Genomic DNA, 24,559 nt, shown 5'->3' on the forward strand with positions numbered 1-24,559 from the left:
GTCTCCGGGCCGGGCGGTGCGAAACTCCAACGACACCACAGCTTCCCGCCCGGCCGGGCGGAAACTATGGCGCCATTGGTCTCGCCCGAACCGTTTCCGGTCCCCCTCGCACCATGGTCTCTCGACCAAGTATGTTGACGCGAAGGCCCGTCCGAAGACGGCTGGCTACTCCCCAGATGACTGTCGCGGCCCCTAGCCGGTTCGCGCGCAGCTTGCAAGTTGCCGCGCCCCGCTTGGTCATGGCATACATACCGCAACCACGAAAAATGGAGAGGATCATGGCCACCGCCGCTGTCGCACCCCGCACCATGACTGATGCCGAATGGGAGGCGCGGCAGCAGCTCGCCGCCGCCTATCGCGTGTTCGACCATCTTGGCTGGTCCGAGATGATCTACAACCACATCACGCTCAAGGTGCCGGGTGAGGATCACAGCTTTCTGATCAACCCCTTCGGACTGCATTTCAGCGAGGTGAAGGCGTCGAACCTGGTCAAGATCGACATTGACGGCAACAAGCTCGACGACAGCCCCTACCCCGTCAACCGCGCCGGGTTTGTCCAGCATGCGGTGTTCCACCGCAACCTGCCCGACGTGCATTGCATCATGCATACCCACACGACGGCGGGGATGGCGGTGAGCAGCCTGGAGGGCGGGTTGCAGCCGATCAATTTCTACGCCTGCAACTTCGCGGGGCAGATCGCCTATCATGATTTCGAGGGCGTGACGGTGCGCGATGATGAGGGCGAGCGGCTGGTCGCCAATCTGGGCGACAAGCGCATGCTGCTGCTGCGCAACCATGGCATCGTCGCGATGGGACGGACGCTGCCCGAGGCGTTCATCAAGCATTGGTCGCTGCAGCGCGCGTGCGAGATCCAGCTGGCGACGTTGTCGATGGGCAAGCCGCTGACCGTGTCGCCCGAGGTGGTCGCGGTGCACCAGCGCGACCTGCATATGGCGCAGGTGCCGGGCGGGCCGGGCGCGGCGGATTTCGCGGCGATGGTGCGGCTGGTGGACCGGGTGGATACCAGTTGGCGGGACTAAGCGACATGTGTGTACATTCTCGTTTCCGGTTGGTTTGTGAGACTGTAGTTTAGCCAAATAGGTTCTTGTAGGAAAGATGCCAGGCTGTACGGCGCGGTTTTCTGCGGGTTTTTCGCGGTTTAGAGCCGGGTGTTTGGGCCGGTTGTTCGGCGTGGCGGGGTGATTCGGCGCTGGGTGGTTGAATCGGCGATGCGAACATGTCGCGGGGGAACGCGCCGTGGGTCTCGGAGCGAGTGTATCTTTTGCTGTGGGGAATGTCGGGGGTTTGCAGACGGCTGGTCACGCCGCCCGCCGTCGCCCCGGCGCAGGCCGGGGCCGCCAAGTTTTGCGGGTATCGCTATCCCTCTGGCGGCCCCGGCCTTCGCCGGGGCGACGGTTATTGGGTCTTCACCACCTTCAACGGCTATTCCGCCTTCACCACCTTCGCCAGCAGCGCATCGACCTGAACCTGCGCGCCGGGGGTTGCGGTCAGCGTTTCGACGACGCCGTCGAACGGGGCGAGCAGCGCCTGTTCCATCTTCATCGCCTCGAGCACCAGCAGCTTCTGGCCGGCGGTGACCGCCTGCCCCTCGCTGACCTCGACCGAGACGATGCGGCCGGGCATCGGGGCGAGGATTGCGCCGTCGCCGGCGGTGCCCCCTGCCCCGCCTTCGGTGCGATCGGCGGTGACGCGGAAGGTTGCCCCTTCGAACACCAGCAGCGCCGCGCCGTCGCGCGGGTGGCGGTAGAAGTGCGAGGAAATATCGCCGTCATCGGCCTCGAACGCAACGCGGGTGCCGCTGACGCTGACCGCGCGCTGAGTCGCGACGGCGCGGTTGAGGCGGAAGCCTTCAAGACCGCGCGCGATGAGATAGGTGTCGGCGGATGGGTCGCTGTCGAGCCAGTAGAGCGCGTGGGTCAGGTCCGCCGCGCCGGGCAGCGGGTCGATGAGTAGTGCTTCGCCGCGCCGCTCGATCAGCCCGGTGTCGAGGCGCGCTGCCTGAAAATCCGCGTCGCCGAGCAGACGATAGAGGAACCCCGAATTGGTCCGCACCGGCCAGACGGTGAGGTAGCAGAGATCGGCGCGGAGCAACGCGATCGCATCGGCGCGCGTGTCGCCGTGCGTGATCAGCTTGGCGACCATCGGGTCGTAATAGGGCGAGATGGTCGAGCCGGCCTCAACCCCGGTATCGACGCGCGAATTGGTGGGGAAATCGAGGACTTCGAGCTTGCCCGTGCTCGGCAGAAAGCCCTTGGCTGGGTCTTCGGCATAGAGCCGCGCTTCGATCGCGTGGCCGTTGATCGACAATTCCTCCTGCCGAAGCGGGAGGGGTTCGCCCGATGCAACCCGCAGCTGCCATTCGACCAGATCGACGCCGGTGATCGCTTCGGTCACCGGGTGTTCGACCTGAAGCCGGGTGTTCATTTCCATGAACCAGATGCGGTCGGCGTGGAGACCGTCCGAAGCGTCGGCGATGAACTCGATCGTCCCCGCACCGACATAGTTGACCGCACGGGCGGCCTTTACCGCCGCGTCGCACACGGCGGCGCGGGTGGCGCTGTCCATGCCGGGTGCGGGGGCTTCCTCGATCACCTTTTGGTGGCGGCGCTGGAGCGAGCAGTCGCGTTCAAACAGATGGACGATGTTGCCGTGGCTGTCGCCGAACACCTGCACCTCGATATGGCGCGGGGCGAGGATGTATTTTTCGAGCAATACATGGGCATTGCCGAACGAGGACGCGGCCTCACGCTGGCAGCTGGCGAGGGCGTCGGCGAAGTCGGCGGCGGCGTCGACGCGGCGCATCCCCTTGCCCCCGCCGCCCGCGACCGCCTTGATCAGCACGGGGTAGCCGATGCGGTCGGCTTCGGACTGGAGGCGTTCGGGCGACTGGTCTTCGCCGAGATAGCCGGGGGTGACGGGGACGCGGGCGTCCTGCATCAGCTTCTTGGCCGCGTCCTTAAGGCCCATCGCGCGGATGCTGTCGGGGTTGGGGCCGACCCACATGAGGCCGGCGGCCTGCACGGCCTCCGCGAACTCGGCATTTTCGGAGAGAAAGCCGTAGCCGGGGTGGATCGCCTGTGCGCCGGTCTGCTTGGCCGCAGCGATGATGCGTTCGCCGACCAGGTAGGAGTCGCGCGCGGGGGAGGCGCCGATATGCACGGCTTCGTCGGCGCTGCGGACGTGGAGCGCGTTGGCGTCGGCGTCGGAATAGACCGCGATCGTGCGGATGCCGAGTTTGCGCGCGGTGCGGATGATGCGGCATGCGATCTCGCCGCGGTTGGCGATGAGGAGGGATTGGATCATTTCGTTTGCCCCTCCGAGTTAGAGGAACCGCCCTTAAACCCTTCACTGACCCACAATGCAGCGAATGCCACCGCAAATAGTGAAATTGGAACAAAAAAGAGCCAAAACCACAGCGATGGCTTGTGGTTCTCATTTTGATAATACTTAAATAGCGTCGTCTCACCACGTTTAACACGCAAGGTGTTTTGCACCCAGCCACCTGGAGCGGCATGCCGACAATCAGTCAATTCTTTCGAGTCCGCTGAATACACCTCTTCGCATGTTGTGAGCGGCGTCGCTCCACCTACTATCAAACTAAAGCGGAGATCGCTAAAATTTACTATGCAAAATGCGACCATCCAAGCAAATGAAAGTGCGTAGATTAGCCTGCGCCAGCCAAGTGGAATTCGCTTCATAATCGTCCCTCACATCCGAAACACGCCAAAGCGTGTCCCCTCTTCCACCGGCGCGTTGAGCGTCGCCGCGAACGCCAGCCCCAGAACATCCCGCGTCTGCGCCGGGTCGATGATGCCGTCGTCCCATAGCCGGGCTGTCGCGTGCCACGGGTTGCCTTCGTCTTCGTAACGCTGGCGGACCGGGGCCTTGAAGGCTTCGGCTTCCTCGGGCGACCAGTTGGCGGCGTCGCGGTGGACCGTCGCCAGCACGCTTGCCGCCTGTTCGCCGCCCATCACGCTGATGCGGCTGTTGGGCCAGCTGAACAGGAAGCGGGGGGAATAGGCGCGGCCGCACATGCCGTAGTTGCCGGCACCGAATGACCCGCCGATCAGGACAGTGATCTTGGGCACGCTCGCGGTGGCGACTGCCGTCACCAGCTTGGCGCCGTGTTTGGCGATGCCCTCTGCCTCATATTTTCCGCCGACCATGAAGCCGCTGATATTCTGGAGGAACAACAAAGGGATGCGGCGTTGGCAGGCGAGTTCGATGAAGTGCGCGCCCTTGACCGCGCTTTCGCTGAACAGCACGCCGTTATTGGCGAGGATCGCGACCGGGATGCCCCAGATATGCGCGAAGCCGCAGACGAGGGTGGTGCCGTAGAGCGCCTTGAACTCGTGGAATTCGCTGCCGTCGACCAGTCGGGCGATCACCTCGTGGACGTCGTATGGCGCGCGGACGTCGGTGGGGACGATGCCGTAGAGCTCTTCGGCGTCGAATTTGGGCGGGCGCGGGTCGCGGATCGCGATGTCGGGTTTGCGGTCGGCGGGGAGGTGGCTGACGATGTCGCGGACGATGGTCAGCGCATGTTCGTCATTGTCGGCGACATGATCGACCACGCCCGATTTGCGCCCGTGCAGGTCACCGCCGCCCAGATCCTCGGCGCTGATTTCCTCGCCCGTCGCGGCCTTGACCAGCGGCGGGCCGGCGAGGAAGATCGTGCCCTGTTCGCGGACGATCACGCTTTCGTCGGACATGGCGGGGACATAGGCGCCGCCCGCGGTGCAGCTGCCCATGACGCAGGCGATCTGGGGGATACCCTTGGCGCTCATGTTCGCCTGGTTGAAGAAGATGCGGCCGAAATGGTCGCGGTCGGGGAACACCTCGGCCTGGTGGGGCAGGTTCGCGCCGCCGCTGTCGACGAGGTAGATGCAGGGCAGCCGGTTTGCCTCGGCAATCTCCTGCGCGCGGAGGTGCTTCTTGACCGTCATCGGGTAATAGGTGCCGCCCTTCACCGTCGCGTCGTTGCAGACGATCATGCAGGTGCGGCCCGAGACGCGGCCGATGCCGGCGATCATGCCGGCGCCGGGCACCTCGCCTTCATACATGTCGCAGGCGGCGAGCTGGCCGATTTCGAGGAAGGGTGCGCCGGGGTCGAGCAGGCGTTCGACGCGGTCGCGCGGGAGCAGCTTGCCGCGTGACGTGTGGCGCTCGCGGGACTTTTCGTTGCCGCCCAGTGCAGCGGTAGCGACATCGGCGCGGAGCTTTTCGACAAGCGCGCGGTTGTGCGCGGCGTTGGTGCGGAAGCCTTCGTCTTCGGCGTTGACGAGCGATTTCAGGACGGGTCCGCTCATCTTGCGCCCCCGGCGGCAAGCGCGCAGAGCGGGGCGAAGGGAGTTTTCATGGCGACGATCCTGCTGCTGATTGCGTCGAATGTGTTCATGACGATCGCGTGGTACTGGCATCTCGGCAAAGGCGGGCTGGAGAAGCCGTTGCTGACGGTGATACTGATCTCTTGGCTGATTGCCGGGTTCGAATATTGCCTGGCGGTGCCGGCCAACCGGGTCGGGTTCCTCGCCGGGTGGACGCCCGGCCAGCTGAAGATCGCGCAGGAGGCGATTGCGCTGACCGTGTTCGGCATTTTCATGGTCGCAGTGCTGGGCGAGGCGCTGCACTGGCGCCATGTTGCCGCGTTCGCGTGCATCATGGCGGCAGTCGCGTTTCTGTTCGTGGGCAAATAGGCCATCAGCGGCCCGTGGGCGGGGCGTAGAACACCCCTGCCCCCGGCCCGAGCGGCAGGTCGAGCGCGACCCAGGCGATCACCATCGAGATGCCGAGCGTCATGAAGGTCAACGCATAAGGCAGCATCAGCGCGAGCAGCGAGCCGACGCCGAACGAGCCGTCCCAGCGCCGCGCAAAGGCGAGGATCAGCGGGAAATAGCTCATCAACGGGGTCATGATATTGGTGTAGCTGTCACCCATGCGATAGGCGGCGGTGGTCATTTCCGGGCTGATGCCGAGCAGCATGAACATCGGCACGACGACCGGCGCGAGCGCGCTCCACTTGGCGCTGGCCGAACCGATGAACAGGTCGAGGAAAGATGACAGCAGCAGCACGCTGACCAGCAGGATCGGCGCGGGGAGCGCGAAGGCCTGTAGCGCTTCGGCGCCGTTGATCGCGATGATCGGCCCGACATTGGACCAGTTGAACATCGCCACGAAATGCGCGGCGAAGAACACGAACACGATGTACGGCGCGAGGCTGGCGATGCCTTCGCGCATCATGCGGGTGACGTCGTCGGCGGACTTGATCGATCCGGTCGCGCTGCCGAACGCGATGCCGCAGCTGACGAACATCAGGAAGAAGCCGGCGATCAGCGCGCCGTAAAAGGGCTGAAGCTGGGCGGTGCCCTCGGCCTTCTCGTTGATCAGCGGGGTGTAGCCGGGCGCGAGCGTGAGGACGAGGTAGAGCGCGATCACCGCGAGCGCGGCGAGGCCCGCGCGGCGCAGGCCGCGGCGTTCGTCGGGGGTGACTTCGGAGCGGGCGAGCTCGGCCGTGACCTCGGCGTCCGCCTCCCCGCCCCATTTGCCGAGGCGCGGTTCGACCACCTTGTCGGTGATGAACCAGATCGCGGGGGTGAAGACGATGACGATCGACAGGATGAACCACCAGTTGCCGACCGGGTTCATCGTCCAGCCCGGCTCGACGATCCGCGCGGCCTCTTGCGTGAAGCCGAACAGCAGCACGTCGATCTGGCCCGGGGTGATGTTGCCGGCATAGCCGCCCGATACTGCGGCAAAGGCGGCGGCCAGCCCTGCGACGGGGTGGCGTCCGGCGGCGGCATAGACGATCGCGGCGAGCGGGATGAACACGACATAGGCAGCGTCGGAGGCGTGATGCGACACCATCCCGATGATCGCCACGATCGGGGTCAGGATCGCGCGCGGGGCGTTGGCGAGGCTGGCGCGGATGAGCGCGGAGAACATGCCCGACCGCTCCGCCACCGCCGCGCCGAGCATGATGACGAGGATCAGGCCGAGTGGCGCAAAGCCGCTCATCGTGCGCGGCATGTCGACCAGCAGGCGACCGATATTGGCTTCGGAAAACAGGCTGGCGGCGGTGTAGGTGAGCACCCCGCCCTCCAGCGTCGCGCCGGTCGGCGCTTCGTCGCCGGTATAGGGGAGCGATGCCGACCATCCGGCCCAGTCGCCGATCGCGCTGAGCGCCATCAGCGCGATGATGAGGTAGACGAAGATCATCGTCGGTTCGGGCAGCAAATTGCCCGCGCGCTCGACAAAGCCCAGGAAACCTCGCTGGCGGCGGCTTACCTCATCCGATGGTGCGGCGATTTCAGTCATACGGCTCCCACAAGCTCCCGTCCGATCAACATGCGGCGAATTTCATTCGTCCCCGCGCCGATGTCCAGCAACTTGGCGTCGCGCAGGAAGCGTTCGACCGGCCAGTCCTTGGTATAGCCCGCGCCGCCCAGCGCCTGAACGGCTTCGCCCGCGACCTTGAAGGCGTTTTCGGATGCCAGCAGGATCGCGCCGGCGGCGTCGAAGCGGGTGGTCTTGCCCGCATCGCATGCCTTGGCGACGGCATAGACGTACGCGCGGGCGGAGTTGAGCGCGACATACATGTCGGCGACCTTGGCCTGCATCAGCTGGAAGCTGCCGATCGCCTGACCGAACTGCTTGCGTTCGCGCAGATAGGGCAGGACGACGTCGAGGCACGCCTGCATGATGCCGAGTTGGATGCCGGCCAGCACGGTGCGTTCGTAGTCGAGGCCGCTCATCAGCACGCCGACGCCGCCGTTGAGCGGGCCCATGACGTTTTCTTGCGGAACCTCGCAATCGGTGAAGACGAGTTCGGCGGTGGGCGATCCGCGCATCCCCATCTTGTCGATCTTTTGTCCGATCTCGAACCCCTTCATCCCCTTTTCGATGATGAAGGTGGTGATGCCGCGGCTGCCCTCGCCGGTCTTGGCATAGACGACCAGGACATCGGCATAGGCGGCGTTGGTGATCCAGAATTTGGTGCCGTTAAGGACGTAGCGGTCGCCCTTGTGCTCGGCGCGCAGCTTCATGCTGACGACGTCCGAGCCCGCGCCGGCTTCGGACATGGCGAGGCTGCCGACATGTTCGCCGCTGATCAGCTTGGGCAGGTATTTCGCCTTCTGCGCGGCATTGGCCCAGCGGCCGATCTGGTTGACGCACAGGTTGGAGTGCGCGCCGTAGCTGAGGCCGATCGAGGCCGAGGCGCGGCTGACTTCCTCGCACGCGATGACATGTTCGAGATAGCCGAGGCCGAGGCCGCCATCTTCCTCCGCGATGGTGATGCCGTGCAGGCCGAGTTCGCCCATCGGCGCCCAGAGCTCATCGCGCGGGAACCAGTCGTCGGCGTCGATCTTTGCCGCGAGCGGCGCGATCTGTTCGCGCGAAAAGCGTTCGGTGGTCTCACGGATCATGTCCGCGGTTTCGCCGAGGGCGAAATCCATCTGGGGCAGGCTCATGGCGCTCTCCTGAAGATATTTTCCGCCATCCTAGCGCCCGATGCGCGCTGCGGGAAATTGAAAGGCGGCGCGGGACAGCATAGACGGTGTCTATGATCGAACGCTATTTGCTGCGCTATTTCCTCGCCGTCATCGATAGCGGGACATTCACCGCCGCCGCCGCGCAGATGGCGGTGTCGCAACCGACGCTGTCGGCGGGGATCGCCAAGCTGGAGCGCGAGGTCGGCGCGAAGCTGCTGCGCCGGTCGAGCCAGCGGATCGAGCTGACCGAGGCGGGGTCGCAATTCGCGGTCCATGCGCGGCGGATCGAGCGCGAGTTCAACCTGGCGGCAGCAGCGGTCGGCGGGATCGCGCAGCCCGCGACGCTGCGGCTGGGAGTGCTGACGACGATTGCCAGTGGCGAGCTGGCGGCGTTGGTCGCGCGGATTTCCGCCGATGCGCCGGGGCTGGCGGTCGAGCTGGTCGAGGGCAATGCGACGGTGCTGGCGCAGCATATCGCGCGCGGACGGGTCGATCTGGCGCTGAGCGCGGTGCAGGGCGATGCCGTGGGCGATGGCGAGGCTTTGCGGAGTGAACCCTATCTGCTGGCTTTGCCCGTGGGGCATCGGCTGGCGGGGGAAGCGGCGCTGCCCGGCGAGGCGCTGGCGGGCGAGACGATGATCGTGCGGCGCAGCTGCGAGGCGCTGCCGGAGACCAGTCGCTACTTCACCCGGCGCGGCATCCGGCCGAGCTTTGCGCTGCGCACGCCGAACGACGACCGCGCGCTGGCGATGGTCGCGGCGGGGCTTGGCGCGACGGTGGTGCCGGCGTCGCATCGGCATGCGGGGGTGGCCAATCTGGCGCTGATCGGGTTCGATCTGGTGCGGACTTTGGTGCTGGTGCGGGGGGAGGATGCGCGGGAGGGGATGGCGCAGGTGGTGGACGCGGTGCGGGGGGTGTTTGGGACGGTTTAGCCGGACAAGGTGTGATCGCGGGTGTCGGGTGGTGGAGGGAGGAGGTTGGCTGTTCAGGGAGAGCGGAATAGCGGCCTTTGGAAGGCGATTGCCTTGAGCAGCCGTTCGTCCAGTGGTAGCGCCGGGCTCCGTCCGCTATCATCTGGTCATGACTAAACCAGCTGACACGCCCGCGCCGCCACCGTGGCAGCTCCAGCTGCCAGATCGCGCGTCAATCATTGTGGGTGATCTAGCAACGCGAGGACATTGGATCGTAGCAACGCTGGCGACCGGTATACCGTGGCCGGTTAAGACACATAAGATCGTTTATTTGGGGCAGGATTTTTGGATCATCCCGCCAACGCAGGATACAAGTCCTGCGGTCGCTATGCGTGTGAACCGTGACGCGACCAGCGAGCATCGAACCCAAATGATGCGGTTTCTGAGCGCGCTGTCCTGGACGCAGGGATACGGGATCAGGGTCAGCGGTTTCGGCGGCGGGAGCATGCCATTTTTGTCCTCCAGCAGAGGAAAGGGGGGATACGTGCTCACCCCCGACTTTGTTGTGCGCGACCTGCCGGAACCGGATGCGCAGGGTCAGCTGGCACTGGCCCTCATGCGCGAGGCCCGCGGACTTGACCACTCGGCTTATTCGTTTCTGACCTTCTACCGCGTGCTGGAAGCGGCATTGCCGAATGGCCTTGCGCGTGGCGCATGGATCACTGATGCGCTCGATAAGCTGGAGGGGCAGGCCAAAGAAGCGTTGGGCAAGGTCAGGGCGCGCGGCATCGATGATGTCGGTGCACATATTTTGCGCACCCGAAGACAGGCGATTGCGCATGCTGCCGCGCAGCCGATTTTGGATCCTGACGACTACAGCGTCGTGCGCGAACTCTATGAAGAGCTGCCCCTCATTCAGGGTCTGGCCGAACGCGCGATTGAGGAAATCTTAGGCATTCCGACACGGTCCTCGATTTACCGGGCACACCTCTACGAATTGGCGGGGTTTCGCGAAATAATTCCTCCGGGCCTCATGACAAAAATCATGGATGGACCTTGGGAAAATACCAGTGGCACGATCGACGTGCCGCGTCTCGATATCGAGTTGCGTCGCAGTGAGCCGTTCACAGCGCTTCGCGGCATGGTCCCCGTTGCTGCCGACATCGCGGAAGCAGCGCTGAAGCTGCTCTACCGTTCACCTGACAATCTCATCGACTTCGAGTTCGAGTTGCACTTTGACAGCGAGCGGCTTGTGTTCGACCTCAACAGCGGATTGCTGGTTCGGGACGACGGGTCCGCGCGCGCCGCGCACAACATCGCCGATCTAAGGCGGTTCCAGCTAGATTATATAGGTAACGGGGAGCTGCACATTTATGATGCTGACACTCGGGCGCTGCTGTCCCGCGTTGATGCATTTATGCCGGTGAATTATTGGGCCAATCACGACTGGTTTGAGTCTGAGATCGCCAAATGGCTCGAGATCGCGGCTCAGCGCGCTAACCTAGACTAGTCAATTTAAATCCGCGTCTTCTCGCACCACCTGACAGCTTGAAATAACGGCCGGCTTCAAAAAAGGCGTCCAGCCAACCTGAGCACTTTGGATGTCGTGTGCCGGCAGCCCGCTTTCATGAACCTCAGTCCTCTCACGGCCGTCTGCGCGGCCGCCCCTCCACCACCGCCTTCGGCGGCGGTCCCCCTCCCCTGAGCAAGCTCAGGGGAGGAATGATTTGATTTGGGACTGACAAACCCGGTTCGCGCGTTAAGTGGGGCGGTAGAGGGAGACGGTGATGGCGGGACGCTATTTCGATGAGTGGCAGGTGGGCGACCGGATCGTCCATGAGTTGCGCCGAACGGTGACCGAGACGGATAATCTGCTGATCTCTACCCTCACCCATAATCCGCAGCCGCTGCATCTCGATGCCGAATTTGCCGGGGCGACCGAGTTCGGGCGGATCGTCGTCAATGGCACTTTCACCTTTGCGCTGATGGTCGGGATTTCGGTCGGCGATACGACGCTGGGCACGCTGGTCGCCAATCTTGGCTATGACGAGGTGCGGATGCCGAGCCCGGTGTTCATCGGCGACACGCTGCGTGCCGAGACCGAGGTGGTGGCGCTGCGCCTGTCCAGGTCGCGGCCGGGACAGGGGGTCGTCACCTTTCGCCATGTGATGCTCAACCAGCGCGACGAGACGGTGTGCACCTGCCTGCGCAGCGCGCTGCTTCATGCTAAAGCGAGCGCATGACCCGCTTTACCGTCAACAACCAGCCGGTTTCCTACAAGCTCGATCCGGCCACGCCGTTGCTGTGGGCGCTGCGCGATGCGTCGAACCTGACCGGCACCAAATATGGTTGTGGCACCGGCGAGTGCGGCGCGTGCATGGTCGATATCGACGGGACGGCGGTGCGGTCGTGCCAGGTGACGATCGGCGGGGTCGAGGGGACGTTCGTCACCACGATCGAGGGGCTGACGGCTGAGGGCAATCACCCGGTGCAACAGGCGCTGATCGCCGAGAATGTCGTGCAGTGCGGTTACTGTATCCCCGGCATCGTGATGAATGCCGCGGCGTTGCTGCGCAAGAATCGCAACCCTTCGGATGAGGACATCATGGGGGCGATTACCAATCTTTGCCGCTGCGGGATCTATCCCCGGTTGGTCGAGGCGATCGGGCGCGCGGCGCGGGTCGCACGTGGGGATGAAGAGATTACTATCGATCGCGGCATCCCGGTCGAGACCGGGCAAGAGTGAAGAAAGCTTTCTATTGGCTGACAGTCCAATTCAGAAGTGTGTCAGCCGAATCAGTCTAGACCCGCTTTAGTCTGAAGGCCGGCGCTTGGTCGGGAGCGGAGGAAAACATGAAGAAGTTTGTTCTGGCAGCGCTGATCGGCGCGACCATTTTGACCCCCGCTGCTGCGATTGCGCAGGACCGGGGACGTGAAGGCCGTGGCGGGCAGGCGCGCGAGCAGCGTCAGCAGCAGCGTCAGGAAAATCGCGCCGAGCGGCAGCAGCAGCGCCCGGAGCGCGCGCCCTACCAGCGCGATCAGCGCATGACGACGCCGCCGCGCCCGCAATATCAGCCGCAGCAGCGCCCTGCCCCGGCCGCAGCGCCCGCGCCGCAGCAGCGTGAGCAGCGCCGCGATTTTCGTGAAGAGCGCCGCGATGACCGTCAGGATTTCCGCCAGGAGCGCCGCGAGGATCGCCGCGACCTGCGCGGGTCGATCATGGGATCGCAGTCGCGCGAAGATCGTCGCGATGACCGCCGCGACTATCGCGATGACCGGCGCGACGACCGCCGCGACTATCGTGACGATCGCCGGGACGACCGCCGCGATTATCGTCAGGACCAGCGCCGCTATGGCGACTGGCGCGATACGCGGGCGGATCGGCGCAGCTGGGACGACAATCGCAACTGGAACCGCAGCTGGCGCGGCGACCGCCGCTACAACTGGAACCAGTATCGTTCCAGCAACCGGCACGTCTATCGCCTGCCGCGCTATTACGCCCCGCGCGGATACCATTATGGCTATCGCCGCTTCTCGATCGGCCTGACCATCGGTTCGATGCTGTTTTCGCCGAACTACTGGATCAACGATCCGTTCTACTACCGCCTGCCGCCGGCCTATGGCCCGTATCGCTGGGTGCGCTATTATAACGATGCGCTGCTCGTCGATGTCCGGTCCGGCTATGTCGTTGACGTGATCCACGACATCTTCTGGTAAGCGACGCACGCGTCACGCAGGGAGGCTCGACCGGCAACGGTCGGGCCTCTTGCGTTTCACGGCCTGCGCGGCAAATTGCGGCCATGAACATCTTTTCGCGTTCCAAAGCCCCCGCCGGATCGATCAGCCGCGCCCGCCTCGGCCAGGCGGTGACCGCGCGGGTCGAGGCCAATCCCGCAATGCGTCGGGCCAAGGTCGATGCCGCGCAGGTCTATTACCATCCCGGCTTCCTCAACGATGCCGAATGCGATTCGCTGATCCGCCTGATCGACACCAATCGCCGCCCCTCGACGCTGCTGTCGCAATCGCAGGACCCGAATTTCCGCACCAGCGAGAGCTGTGACCTCGACCGCTGGTCGCCGGACGTTCGGCCGATCGACGAGCGCATGGCGGCCTTGCTCGGCATTCCGCCCGAAAATGGCGAGACGATGCAGGGCCAGCGCTACGCGCCGGGGCAGCAGTTCCGGGCGCATTATGACTGGTTCAACGAACAACAGGATTATTGGCCGGCGATGAAGGCATCGGGCGGCCAGCGCACCTGGACCGCGATGATCTACCTCAACGATGTCGAGGAAGGCGGCGCGACCTGGTTCCCGCAGGCGGGGGTACGGGTGGCGCCCAAGCGCGGGTTGCTGCTCGCCTGGAACAATATGAAGCCCGATGGATCGCCCAATACCGGCACGCTGCATGAAGGCACGCCGGTGGTGAAGGGCGTCAAATACATCATCACCAAATGGTTTCGCGAGCATGCCTGGATCAACATGCCGGTGCAGACCTATTGAGAGGGCAGCAATAATCCTCCCCCGCCAGGGGGAGGTGGCAGCGCACAGCGCTGACGGAGGGGGCGGAAGCACCGCAGCAAGAGGGTTGAGAACACAGCCGTCCTCCCCCTCCGTCGCCTTCGGCGACACCTCCCCCTGGCGGGGGAGGATAGAATTTACAAAATCATGTCATCGCCGCTGCGCAGCGCGAGCACGCGGCCGATCGTGTCGAACAGCGCGTCCATCGCCACCGGCTTGAACAGCACCTCGTCCGCGCCCGCCGCGAGGCAGCGTTCGCGCAGGTCGACGGCGGTATCTGCTGTCACCACGATGACGGGCAATTCAGCCTTGGCATCGCCGCGCGCACGAATGTGTTCGATCGCTTCGACCCCGTCCATGCCAGGCATGCGCAGATCGACCAGGATCACGTCGTAATCCCCGGCCTCGATCATGTTGAGCCCGGCTTGCGCGTGCTCGGCTTCCGCCATCGTGGCACCGGCGACATTGAGCATGTCGCGCACCACGCGGCGATTCATCGGATCGTCCTCGATGAAGAGGATGTTCATTGCGCGACCATCCCATGGGCGGCGGCGGTCTGGACCGGGGAAATCATAGGCGTGCTATCACCCTAAGCCGCTTGCGATACAAGCGTCGTGCGACGGGATGTCTCACAAATTTCGCCTCGCCCTGCCGTGAGCGCCGCGACCAGCGCGGGTCCTTTCACAGGCTTAACGATGATTTGATCGATACCGGTGTCGCGCAGCCGCTGTTCGACGTCCGGCGCAGGCGTGCTCCACAGCGCAGCGACGCGTGCTCCGGTCGGTGCTGCGGCGGCAATTTCTTTCAACTTTTCAACTGGATCGCTCTCGTCAGCGGCCAGCGTTGCCTCATCGGCGAGGATCAGCACGGGATCGATGTCCCGCGCGAGCGCCACGGCTTCGTCGGGCGATGCGGCAAATTGGACCGTCGCGAAATGCGGAGTCAGCAACGTGCGCAACATGCCGCGCACAATCGGGTTGCGATCGAGCACGACCAGATGTTCGCCGTCCTTCGCCACTTCGACCGCCGAATCGGGTGCGTCCACCAGCCGCAGCGGCAGATCGACGGTGAAGGTCGCCCCCTCACCCACCACGCTGTTCACCGTCACGCTGCCACCCAGCGCCCGGGCGAGATTGCGGACGATCGCAAGGCCAAGCCCGGTGCCGCCGAACTGTCGCGTCGTGCCAGCATCGACCTGCTTGAAGGATTCGAACACCTCGTCGAACTTGTCGGCGGGGATGCCGATCCCGGTGTCGCGGATCGCGAGCCGCAGCCGATCGCCCGCCGCCTCCACGACCACGGCCAATTCTCCCCGCTCGGTGAACTTGACCGCATTGGACAGCAGGTTGAACACGATCTGGCGCAGCCGGCCCGGATCGGTTTCGATCCAGCGCGGCGTGTCGGCATGCGACACGATGAAATCGAGCCCCTTGGCGCGCGCCTGCTCCTCCCACATCCGCGTGACGTCGCGCAACAGCGTGTGGAAGTCGGTCGGGGTCAGCTCGACCGTCAGATTGCCCGTCTCCATCTTTGCGACGTCGAGAATGTCGTCGACGAGCGCACGCATGGTCATTCCCGCGCCGTGGACGATATTGATGCGGTCGCGCGTCTCGGCCGGCACGCTGGCGTCGCGCAGCATGATCTGGGTCATGCCGAGGATGCCGTTGAGCGGGGTGCGGATCTCGTGGCTGGTCGTCGCGAGGAATTCGGTCTTGGCCTTCAGCGCCTTTTCGAGCGCGACGTTGGTTTGCTCGAGCACCGCATTGGCGTCGCGTACCTGATTGCGGCTGCGGCGGATCGTGAACAGGCCGATGCTCAGCAACGTCACGATGACGGCGAATGCGCCGCCAAGGCCGATGAACAGCGTGCGCTGAAACTCGGCTTCGCGCCGCAATTCCTGCGCCTGAAGGTTCGCGATGCGCAGTTCCTGATTGGCATAATCGAACCGCGCCGCCATCAGTGCCGTGCTGGCCGAGGTGGCGAGTTCGGCCGCCTCGTCGTTGAGCGCCTTCAACCGTTCGAGATGGACCAGCGCGTCGGCATCGCGGTCCAGTGCGCGATAGAGCGAATAGGCGGTGAAATGCGCGTCGCGCATCGCGAAGGTCGTCGCGGGGATATCGACGCCGTCGAACGCGCGTTCGATCAGCGCCCGGGCGCTGCCAAGCTTGCCCTGAAGACGCGCGGATTCGGCCGCGACCGACAGCAGGCGCGTTTCACCCTGGTGCGCCGGATCGCGCTGAATAATCCGGTTCGCTTCGGCCAGCGCGACATCGGCCTCGCCGTAGCGCTTCTGGTCGAGCAACGCCTGGGCGATGTTGACCAGAATATTGGGGATCAACGTTTCCGCCCGCTCCGCGCGGGCAATGGCCAGCGCCTTGCGATATTCCGCTTCCGCCTGGCGCGGTTGCTCCAAGTGCAAAAGAACGTTGCCGCGATTGTTGAGCAGGAACAGTTGCAGGCGCGGATCGCCGGTGAATATTTCCGCTGCCTGTCTATAATATTTGTCGGCGCTGCGCAGATCCTGCGCCTTGTTATAGAGCGTCGCGATCAGTTGCAGCGTAAGCGACTGGGCGCGCTTTTCGCCTAGCTTGGCGAAGATATTGTGCGCCTCCTGGAGCGACGCCAACGCTTCGGCGTAGCGCATCCGCGATTCCTGCACCCCGGCGCGGGCGACCAGCAAGTCGCCGCGCAATTTTGTCGGTGACGGATCCAAACTGATCAGTCGCAGCGCGCGGGAGATGCGCGGGGCGGCCTGGGCAGGCCGGCGCAGGCGGACCAGCGCCTCGCTTTGCAGCCACAAGGCAGTCGCTTCAGCGGTCGCGCGTGCACCCGGTTCCGGGATGGCGACGGCATGGCGCTGCGCCCGTTCGGCCGCCGCGAGCGCCGCCTGCGGGTCATCGAGCATGGCCCCCTTGGCACTTGCGAACAGCGTATCGGCGGCACGCTGCTGCGCGGCCGCAGGGACGGCGAGCCCGAGTGCCAGCCAGCAGAATAAGAGGGCAAGGCCCCTTGGCATCAACCGCTCTTGCGCCAGAAATTTTCGCTGCGGCCAAAGCTGGGCCGCATCGTCGCGACCGATTTGAAGCCTTCTTCGTCGAGATAACGGACAAAGGCATCGAGTGCGATCGGCCGGCTGATCAGATAGCCCTGGACCATATCGCAGCCCATGACGCTGAGCAGCGCGAGCGCCGCCGGGGTCTCCACCCCTTCCGCCGTCACTTCCATCTCCAGCGCGTGCGCGAGATCGATGGTGGAACGCACGATCAGCGGATCGCGATTGCTGCTGGTGAGCTGCATCACGAACATCTTGTCGATCTTGAGCTCGGTCGCGGGCAGCTGTTTGAGGTAGGCGAGCGAGGACAGGCCCGCACCATAATCGTCGATCGCAAGCGGAATGCCGATCGCGGCAAAGCGCTGCAGGTGGCGGATCGCACTGTCCGGGTCGCGGATCACCGCCGTCTCGGTAATCTCGAAGCCGATTTTGGCACCGGTTTCGCTGACAATGCGGCACGCCTCTTCGACGAACGCCTCATCCGCCAGCAACACGCCCGAGATGTTGATGAACACGGGCATGTCATGGCCATGGGCGACCATCACCTGCTGGTCGGCAATCACCTGGCGCAGCGTCCACAAGGTCAGGCCGACGATTTCACCGCCATCTTCAGCTGCACTGATGAACTCGCCCGGCAGGATCAGGCCGCGTACCGGATGATGCCAGCGCACCAGCGCCTCGGCACCGGTAACGGCTTCGCGGCGGACATTCACCTTGGGCTGATATTGCAGGAACAACTGGCCCGCCGCGATGGCGCGCGGCAATTCGCGCACAAGCGCCGCGCCATCGAATGCGGCATGGCTTTGCGACAGGTCGATCGAAACGATACCGGAATCGGTACGCGTCTGTTCGAGTGCGGCCTCGGCCCCTTCGGTCAGCCGGACTTCATCGTCATCGCCAAAGGGCGCCACAGCGATGCCCCAGACGAGCTGAATCAGATGGCGTTCGCCGTCGAGATCCACCGAGCGTGCAAAACATGCCGCGAGCCGTTCGACGAGCGCGCGCGCCGCGACCGGACTTTCTGCCTCGAAGCCGAGTTCGATCAGCGACCGCCCCGCCGTCATGCTACGCACGCCAGGCTCCAGGTCGCTCATGCGATCGGCAAGGTCGAGGATCAACGTGTCGGCGCGCGGTCGTCCAAGGTGGCGCCGAAGCGACTGAAAGTTGGCGACTTCGCACAGCGCAAGCGCGCGCCAGCGGGTGGACGCAGCACCACCGGCACCACGCGCGACCGCAACTGACGACAGATCCCGGGACGCCTCCCCTTCGCCCTCAGCGCCATCGTTCATGGCGATACGCCCCGCCTCGAAAGGCGAACCGCGAAAACCGGCGGGGTCGAAACGGTCAGACATGCGTCCGGCGTAACAGCCAGTGCTGAAGGAAGTTTTAAGGAAGCCCCCGCGCCGCTTTCACCGATCTAGGTAATTTCCCGATGGTCCTTAACAATTGATTCAGGATGAATTTTCATTTAACCAAAATGGGTGCGCCGCGTGCGCACAATGGGAGAAAAAACATGTTTGCACTGCTTTTCCGGGACAAGGGCGGCGAAGATCTGCGCCCCTGGTAACCCTTTTTCGGCCCGGGCTGGCGGCGTGATGGATGGTCCCTCACGCTAGACTTGCCCGGGCTGACTTCCTAAATAACGGCCGCTATCCGATTGGGATTGCGGCCTTTATTTTTCTGATCCGTTCTGGATACGAAACAAATCTATAGGCAGCAGATCCTGTGTCGCCATGCGACAAATCCACAAGCGCCGTCGCTTGACTCCCCCGCCACAACCCTTTGCCTGCGCGATCGCGAATCACAACGACTCGTGGAGTCAGCGCGAGTCGCGCTTTGACGCGGGACTCGGAACAAGGTAAATGAATCCCTTCGCAAGGGGGTTTCATGGCGGGCGATGTGTGGTTTCTGATCGCGATGAGCGCCAGCTTTGCCGCCTATGGCGTGTATCTGCTAGGCCTGCGCCGCGCGACCGTTCGCCCCAACCGCGCCTCCTGGCTGATCTGGAGCGCGTCGGCCGCTGCCGAAGCGCTGACCTATGCCGCGGTCAATCCGGGCTCGCCGCAGGGCTGGGTGTTCATCCTCTCCGCCGCCTGCTGTCTGGTCGTCACCGCCGCGCTGTGGCGTGGATCGAACTGGGCACCGCCGACGACGATCGAGGCCTTTTGCATGGCGGCATGCCTGACCGCGTTGCTGATCTGGGTCGCGTTTCGCGAGGCCTATTGGGCGCATATGCTGGTGGTCGCCGCCGTCCCGGTCAGCTTCTGGCCGACCTGGGTCAGCGTGTTGAAGGACCGCAGCGCCGAACGCTCCCCCGCCTGGGGCCTGTGGACCGTTGGCGACCTTGCGACGTTGCTGGTCGCAGCGCGCGCGGGCGGGTCGGGACCGGACGAATTCGCGTACATCTTTGTCGAGCTCGCCTGCCACGCCAGCATCTGGTTCATGATCGGCCTTGCCACGATCAACCCGCTGCGCTCGTTCGGCTGGGCGCGCGGCGGGCTGGTGGTGCTCGACCGCTACCGCCACCAACGCAATCTGTTCACGGTTGGTGAGAACCATCTGGGCAAGGCGGTCTATGCAACCTGTCGCTTTGCCGAGGGGGCCGAGCTGATGCGCTTTACCGGCCGCCGCTTCCATGTCGACGACATCCCCAGCCTGATGCGCGGCAGCGACGACCGTTTCGTCCAGGTGACACCCGAACATTATATGGGGCCGTCGGGGCAGCTCGACGATCTGGTCAACCATAGTTGCGATCCCAATGCCGGGCTGCGCTTTACCGACGATGGGGTGATCCTCGTCGCGCTGCGCGACATCGTGTCGGGCGAGGAGATCAGCTGGGACTATTCGACCACGCTGGCGCAGTCCAACTGGCACATGATCTGCCAGTGCCGGTCGCCCGAGTGCCGCCGCGTGATCGGCAATTTCGACACGCTGAGCCCCGAGCGCCAGGAGTTTTTCCGCGCCCGCAACCTCGTCGCACCCTATCTGCGGCGGAAGGATGCGGTGACGCCGGTGCGGCGGGCGGGCTGACTATTTGATCGGTGGCAGCGGTTCGCGCAGCGGTTTGCGCGGGCCGGCCAGTTCGCGCGCGATATCGGCGGCAATCGCCCGGGAATCCGCGTCACCGCGCGCCCTGAGCCGGTCGCGCCGCACCTTCATGCGCGCGCGCCGTGCCGCGGGAGGCAGCGCGGCGATGGCGATATATTCGTGCACTGCCCTGAGCCAGCGCGAGTCCGGGAGTGCCGTGTCCTCCGCCGTGCGCGCGAACGGATAGGTAATGACGCGATAGTCATCGCCCTCACGCTTCAGGAACAGCAATACCCATTTCCTGGGGTGGAAGGTCGTGCGGACGCAGCCGCCTTCATACGCCTCGGGATGGGCGCGGACGAGTTCGCGGGGGTCGCTGGGCCGGGCGGTCGCAGTGTCGGGTTCCAGCACCCCGGGCGCATAGACCGATATCCGATCGCGATCGTATTCCCAACCCGTTGCCCCTTTCAGGATGGTGAGTGATGCGAACCGGATTTCCGGCTCGCCATCGGCCCCTGTCCGCTGGTCGAATGGCTGAGCGACGATGATGGCGTCTGCCTGCGCGACCAGCTCCAGCGTGGTCGGGACGCGGTAGCCGGGCGCGACGCTGCACGCATAGGCAGCGGGTGCGGCAAACAGTGCCAGTGCAAGGAGGAGACTGCGCATCGCGCAACCCTGTCGCAGCGCGTCAGTCATGGCGAGGGACGAAACCAGTCGCGATCCTCAGGCCGCGACATCCTCCCGCACCAGATCCGAGGCGGCGAGTTCGATTACAGCGCTCGCCCCGATCCCGATGCCTTCGCTGAGCAAGGTCAGGCTGCCGCCCATCGCGACCATCGTGTTCGCGCACCAGTGCAGGCCGAGCCCGCCGGACTTGTTGACGCGGGTCGAATAGCCGCGCTGGAACAGCTGGGGCGCATTGGCCGGGTCGAAGCCCTCGCCATCGTCGGTGATGCGGATTTCCATGCGGTCGCCGATTTCGCGGATCGACACGGCGATGCTGCCCCCTTCCCGGCCGGTTGCGGCAATCGCCTCGGCGGCGTTGGAGAAGAGGTTGCCGATCACCTGGCTGAGCAGCACGCGGTTGGCGAGCACCCAGTGCGGCGTCGAGGGGAAGTGGAAGGCGATCGAGCTGGCACCCGAATAGCGCGCGATGGTGGCGTTGCGCGCGACGATATCGGTGACGTCACAGGTTTCGAGTGGCGGGCGTTCATGCGCCTGTTCCTGCTGCCGCCCGATGATTTCGAGGACATTGTGCAGCGCGTCGCGGCCGATGCCGAGCTGTTCCTTGCGCGCTTCCCGTGCTTGCGCTTCGCTGGAGAGCGCGGCGGCGACGAAGGCGACGAGCTTCTGACGGCGTGCCAGCGGGATGCTGTCATCGGCCAGTTCGCTGAGCGCGCGGTCGAGCAACGCGCGATCGGTTGCCGGGGCTTCGCCCAGCCCCTGGCTGAGCACGGTGCTGATCGGATTAAGCGCGTTGCGGACATTGTGCATGACCGCGACCGCGCTTTCGGACTGGCCGAGCTTGAATGACTGCGCCTCGACCTGTTCGCGCAGATCCTTGAGCTGGACCAGCATCGCGTTGAAGCTGTCGACCAGGCTGCCGATTTCGTCGCGACGCGGGGCTTCGGTCAGGGGCACGAGGTTCCCCGATCCGCGCACCACGCCCATATGCTGTTCGACCCGGTTGAGCGGGCGCAGCACCAGCCGGCCGATCATCACGCTGAGCACCGCCATGACGAGCAGCATCAATGCGGTCGTGCCGACAACGGCAAGCTGGAGCATGTTGCGGCCAAGCTTCGACAGGTCGCGCGGCACGCGGAAGGTGGCGCTGGCAATGCTCGCGCCGCCCTCCCCCGGCACCGGTACCGCGACCGCGATGTCACGTTCCCGCGTATCGACGCGCGGCTCCGACACCGGCGCATCGAGCGCAAGGCCGGCACGCAGCTGAAGCAGGTTCCCGAGCTGCTGCGAGGTGATCATGCGCGCCATGACGACATGGCCGCGCGGATCGCCGCTGCCATCGGTGCGTCGCACCTGTGCGATGCCGATCGCCGCGATGCGGTCGCCGAGCCGGGCGTAGAAGCTGGCGCTGTTGTCCTTGGCCAGCGCGCGGCGGAAATCGATGCGGCGGATTTCGGCGAGCAGCTGCGCGCGCATCTGGGGCGAATCCTTGCCGGTCTCAAGGTCCAGCCAGCGGGCGATCACCACTTCGCCGTCCGGGCGGACATAAGCCATGCCGTTGACGCCGAGATTGACCATCGCGGAGGTCGCGAAACTGTCCTCTTCGAACGCGCGGTTGGGCGCGCCCATATAGTCGTAGCTTTCGTTCCAGTCGCCATAGTCGCGCACCGACGCCTCGACCTTCGAGGCATATTCGGTCAGCGCGGCGCGGGTCCGTTCGACATGGCCGTCGATCGCCTGCGCCTCCAGCTTGTCGAAGCTGGGCGTGATGACGAGCGCGAGCAACAAGGTGATGCTGGCGGCACCAAGCAGCGCGACCCCGGTGAGGATCGCGACGAGCTTGGCCCCCAGCGAGCGCGGGATACGGGAGCGGATCTTGTCGAACATGGATCGCGGTGCGGTCACCCGTGGGTGCCGGTGGCCGGTTCCGAAACGGGCTCTTCGTCGCCCATGAACCGTTCATGCGCGGCGCGGATTGCGACATCGGCCTCCAGCGGGCGGGCGAGATAATAGCCCTGGACATGGCTGCACCCGGCGACGCGCAGCGCGGCGAGATGCGCGTCGGTCTCGACGCCCTCGGCCACCACTTCCAGCCCCAGCGCACGGCCGAGATGGATGATCGAATGGACGATTGCCGCGCTCTCCCGCTCGCGGCCCATGCCGTCGATGAAGCTGCGATCGATCTTCAGGCAATCGAGCGCGAATTTGCGGATATTATAGAGCGAGGAATAGCCGGTGCCGAAATCGTCGAGCGCGATGCGGAAGCCCATCTGGCGCAGGCGATAGAGGGTATCGGCAGCGCGCTCGGCATTGTCGAAGATCGCGGTTTCGGTGATCTCGATCTGCACGCGGCGCGGCTCGATCCCGGCGCGCTGTACCCGTTCGACGACATGGCCGACGAAATTCTGGCGGCGGAACTGGCGCGGCGAGAAATTGACCGAGACATATTGGCCCGGCCATTTCGCCAGCATCTTGAGCGATTCATCGAGCACCCAGTCGCCCAGCTCGTGGATCAGATTCGATTCCTCGGCGATCGGGATGAACATGCCCGGCGAGATCGGGCCATATTCGGGGCTGTTCCAGCGCAGCAGCGCTTCGAACGCGACGATCTCCAGCCGGTCGCGCGCGACGATGGGCTGATAGACGAGGCGCAGTTCGCCATTGGCGATGGCCTGGCTCAGCCCGCCTTCGATCTGGCGGCGGAAGCGGATCGATTCGTCCATGCTCTCATCGAACACGCGCACCACGCCGCGACCGGCGCGCTTGCTTTCGTTGAGCGACAAGTCGGCGCGACGCATCACGTCGATCGGGTCGTGCTTCATCCCCGGTTCGATGATGACCAGGCCGGCCGAGGCCGATCCCTGCACCGAATGGCCGAACACGGTGAAGGTTTTGGTACAGGCGTGCAGCAGCCGCTCGACCGCCGCGATTGCCTCACCCTCGCCCGCCACCTTCATCAGCACCGCGAACTCGTCGCCGCCAAGGCGCGCGACGAAGCCGCCTGGCGGCACCGCGCCCTCGATCGTCGTGCAGACCATGCGGATCAGCTCGTCACCGGCGAGGTGCCCGAACGTGTCGTTGACCAGCTTGAACCGGTCGAGGTCCATCATCGCCATCGCGAAGGTATCGGGACCGCGCACATGATCGGTCAGCGCGCGCATGAAGGCGAGCCGGTTGGGCGCGTCGGTCAGGCTGTCGTGATTGGCGAGATGGCTGGCCTTGCTCTCATTTGCGGCGAGCTCGGCCTTCTGCTCTTCGAGCAGCGTCATGGCGCGGGCGAGCTGCTGATCGACTTCCCAGCGTTTGCCGAGCGCGGTCGCGGTCTGCACCACCTCTTCCACCTGGAACGGCTTGGCGATGTAGAAGATCTTGTCGGCGGGGCCGGCGGCGCGGCTGATTTCGAGCGGGGAGAAGTCGGAATAGCCGGTGACGATCACGATGTTGATGTCGGGATCGATCGCGCGGATGCGCTTGGCGGTTTCCTTGCCATCGATGCCCGGCGGCATGCGCACGTCGATGAACGCGACCGGGAATGGATTCCCGCTGGCTTTCGCCTGTGCCACGGCATCGACGCCATCCAGCCCCTGCATGCAATGGACGGTTTCGAAGTCGGGAAGATCGGCCGCCGGAGCGCTGTCCACCTGATCATCGCCGAACAGTTCGGCGGCCATCGCGTCGAGCGCGGCACCCTGTGCAGCCCCCACCCCGGTGCCCTTGAAGCACTGGCGATAGGATTCGTGCATCCCTGCTTCATCGTCCACGATCAGAATGCGCAAGGCAAAGTCCCCTCTTCCACTTGCATCCCGCGTAAGCGTTGCGGGTTAAGGCGAGGTAAAAGGGTTAACGCCGCGTTCCCCA

Annotated in this window: 21 protein-coding genes and 1 riboswitch; of the genes, 10 read left to right on the forward strand and 11 right to left on the reverse strand. The window is 64.8% G+C overall.

The genetic code is table 11. The annotated features are described in order from the left end of the window. Positions 1–6: 6 nt before the first annotated feature. Positions 7–189: riboswitch (yybP-ykoY riboswitch) on the reverse strand. Positions 190–278: 89 nt separating this feature from the next. Then, positions 279–1,040, forward strand: a complete 762-nt coding sequence (locus ACRYLO_RS07935; protein ID WP_482659664.1) for a class II aldolase/adducin family protein — start codon at positions 279–281, stop codon at positions 1,038–1,040. Between the two features lie 197 nt (positions 1,041–1,237). Next, positions 1,238–1,486 (forward strand): hypothetical protein, encoded by a 249-nt coding sequence (locus tag ACRYLO_RS07940; protein WP_482659665.1) that lies wholly within the window; start codon positions 1,238–1,240, stop codon positions 1,484–1,486. Here ACRYLO_RS07940 and ACRYLO_RS07945 read toward each other — a convergent pair. From ACRYLO_RS07945 to ACRYLO_RS07955, 3 genes are read right to left on the reverse strand one after another with little or no spacing between them, the layout of a single operon-like run. Continuing rightward, positions 1,444–3,324 (reverse strand): ATP-binding protein, encoded by a 1,881-nt coding sequence (locus ACRYLO_RS07945; protein ID WP_482659666.1) that lies wholly within the window; start codon positions 3,322–3,324, stop codon positions 1,444–1,446. The two genes, ACRYLO_RS07940 and ACRYLO_RS07945, sit on opposite strands and share 43 nt — an antisense overlap. Continuing rightward, positions 3,321–3,719, reverse strand: a complete 399-nt coding sequence (locus ACRYLO_RS07950) for a hypothetical protein (protein ID WP_482659667.1) — start codon at positions 3,717–3,719, stop codon at positions 3,321–3,323. Before ACRYLO_RS07950 ends, ACRYLO_RS07945 begins: the two co-directional genes overlap by 4 nt. A 9-nt stretch (positions 3,720–3,728) precedes the next feature. Then, positions 3,729–5,330 (reverse strand): carboxyl transferase domain-containing protein, encoded by a 1,602-nt coding sequence (locus ACRYLO_RS07955; protein ID WP_482659668.1) that lies wholly within the window; start codon positions 5,328–5,330, stop codon positions 3,729–3,731. A gap of 48 nt (positions 5,331–5,378) precedes the next feature. Between ACRYLO_RS07955 and ACRYLO_RS07960 the strand changes: the two genes are divergently transcribed. Further along, complete coding sequence (locus ACRYLO_RS07960; protein WP_482659669.1) at positions 5,379–5,717, forward strand: DMT family protein; 339 nt, start codon at positions 5,379–5,381, stop codon at positions 5,715–5,717. A gap of 4 nt (positions 5,718–5,721) precedes the next feature. On the opposite strand, the gene ACRYLO_RS07965 is transcribed toward ACRYLO_RS07960, so the two are convergent. Both ACRYLO_RS07965 and ACRYLO_RS07970 read right to left on the reverse strand, forming a co-directional pair. Further along, positions 5,722–7,335: an AbgT family transporter gene (locus ACRYLO_RS07965; RefSeq protein WP_482659670.1), complete on the reverse strand. Its 1,614-nt coding sequence runs from the start codon at positions 7,333–7,335 to the stop codon at positions 5,722–5,724. Further along, the gene (locus ACRYLO_RS07970; RefSeq protein WP_482661699.1) at positions 7,332–8,483 is read right to left on the reverse strand and encodes an isovaleryl-CoA dehydrogenase; all 1,152 of its coding nucleotides are present in this window, start codon (positions 8,481–8,483) and stop codon (positions 7,332–7,334) included. The genes ACRYLO_RS07965 and ACRYLO_RS07970 overlap by 4 nt, the downstream gene beginning before the upstream one ends. Positions 8,484–8,581: 98 nt before the next feature. Between ACRYLO_RS07970 and ACRYLO_RS07975 the strand changes: the two genes are divergently transcribed. The 6 genes from ACRYLO_RS07975 to ACRYLO_RS08000 all read left to right on the forward strand — a co-directional run bounded on the left by ACRYLO_RS07975 (position 8,582) and on the right by ACRYLO_RS08000 (position 13,920). Further along, positions 8,582–9,442 carry a LysR family transcriptional regulator gene (locus tag ACRYLO_RS07975; protein WP_482659671.1) on the forward strand — a complete coding sequence of 287 codons (861 nt, stop codon included), beginning with the start codon at positions 8,582–8,584 and terminating at the stop codon, positions 9,440–9,442. A gap of 367 nt (positions 9,443–9,809) precedes the next feature. Further along, entirely contained in the window at positions 9,810–10,931 is a 1,122-nt protein-coding gene (gene mauJ, locus ACRYLO_RS07980; protein WP_482659672.1) for a methylamine utilization protein MauJ, read from the forward strand. A 277-nt stretch (positions 10,932–11,208) separates the two neighbouring features. Then, positions 11,209–11,664 (forward strand): MaoC family dehydratase, encoded by a 456-nt coding sequence (locus tag ACRYLO_RS07985; protein ID WP_482659673.1) that lies wholly within the window; start codon positions 11,209–11,211, stop codon positions 11,662–11,664. Next, positions 11,661–12,167: a (2Fe-2S)-binding protein gene (locus tag ACRYLO_RS07990; protein ID WP_482659674.1), complete on the forward strand. Its 507-nt coding sequence runs from the start codon at positions 11,661–11,663 to the stop codon at positions 12,165–12,167. The genes ACRYLO_RS07985 and ACRYLO_RS07990 overlap by 4 nt, the downstream gene beginning before the upstream one ends. 107 nt (positions 12,168–12,274) lie before the next feature. Continuing rightward, the gene (locus tag ACRYLO_RS07995; protein ID WP_482659675.1) at positions 12,275–13,138 is read left to right on the forward strand and encodes an RcnB family protein; all 864 of its coding nucleotides are present in this window, start codon (positions 12,275–12,277) and stop codon (positions 13,136–13,138) included. A gap of 83 nt (positions 13,139–13,221) precedes the next feature. Then, positions 13,222–13,920, forward strand: coding sequence for a 2OG-Fe(II) oxygenase (locus tag ACRYLO_RS08000; RefSeq protein ID WP_482659676.1), 699 nt, complete (start codon positions 13,222–13,224; stop codon positions 13,918–13,920). Between the two features lie 155 nt (positions 13,921–14,075). Here ACRYLO_RS08000 and ACRYLO_RS08005 read toward each other — a convergent pair whose 3' ends face one another. The 3 genes from ACRYLO_RS08005 to ACRYLO_RS08015 form a co-directional block, all read right to left on the reverse strand. After that, on the reverse strand, positions 14,076–14,465 hold the full coding sequence (locus tag ACRYLO_RS08005) for a response regulator (RefSeq protein ID WP_294017374.1): 390 nt from the start codon (positions 14,463–14,465) through the stop codon (positions 14,076–14,078). A gap of 62 nt (positions 14,466–14,527) precedes the next feature. Then, positions 14,528–16,954: a sensor histidine kinase gene (locus ACRYLO_RS08010; protein WP_482659677.1), complete on the reverse strand. Its 2,427-nt coding sequence runs from the start codon at positions 16,952–16,954 to the stop codon at positions 14,528–14,530. Next, positions 16,954–18,342, reverse strand: a complete 1,389-nt coding sequence (locus ACRYLO_RS08015; RefSeq protein WP_482659678.1) for an EAL domain-containing protein — start codon at positions 18,340–18,342, stop codon at positions 16,954–16,956. The genes ACRYLO_RS08010 and ACRYLO_RS08015 overlap by 1 nt, the downstream gene beginning before the upstream one ends. A 535-nt stretch (positions 18,343–18,877) precedes the next feature. On the opposite strand from ACRYLO_RS08015, the gene ACRYLO_RS08020 reads away from it, so the two are divergent. Continuing rightward, entirely contained in the window at positions 18,878–20,020 is a 1,143-nt protein-coding gene (locus tag ACRYLO_RS08020; RefSeq protein ID WP_482659679.1) for an SET domain-containing protein, read from the forward strand. Here ACRYLO_RS08020 and ACRYLO_RS08025 read toward each other — a convergent pair whose 3' ends face one another. The 3 genes from ACRYLO_RS08025 to ACRYLO_RS08035 are packed head-to-tail and all read right to left on the reverse strand — an operon-like array spanning position 20,021 to position 24,444. Beyond that, positions 20,021–20,683 carry a hypothetical protein gene (locus tag ACRYLO_RS08025; protein ID WP_482659680.1) on the reverse strand — a complete coding sequence of 221 codons (663 nt, stop codon included), beginning with the start codon at positions 20,681–20,683 and terminating at the stop codon, positions 20,021–20,023. A gap of 57 nt (positions 20,684–20,740) precedes the next feature. Beyond that, positions 20,741–22,606 (reverse strand): CHASE4 domain-containing protein, encoded by a 1,866-nt coding sequence (locus tag ACRYLO_RS08030; RefSeq protein WP_482659681.1) that lies wholly within the window; start codon positions 22,604–22,606, stop codon positions 20,741–20,743. Then, positions 22,603–24,444 carry a two-component system response regulator gene (locus tag ACRYLO_RS08035; protein ID WP_482661700.1) on the reverse strand — a complete coding sequence of 614 codons (1,842 nt, stop codon included), beginning with the start codon at positions 24,442–24,444 and terminating at the stop codon, positions 22,603–22,605. Before ACRYLO_RS08035 ends, ACRYLO_RS08030 begins: the two co-directional genes overlap by 4 nt. Positions 24,445–24,559 lie beyond the last annotated feature (115 nt).

This window comes from Sphingomonas sp. SDUR79 (assembly GCF_056821745.1).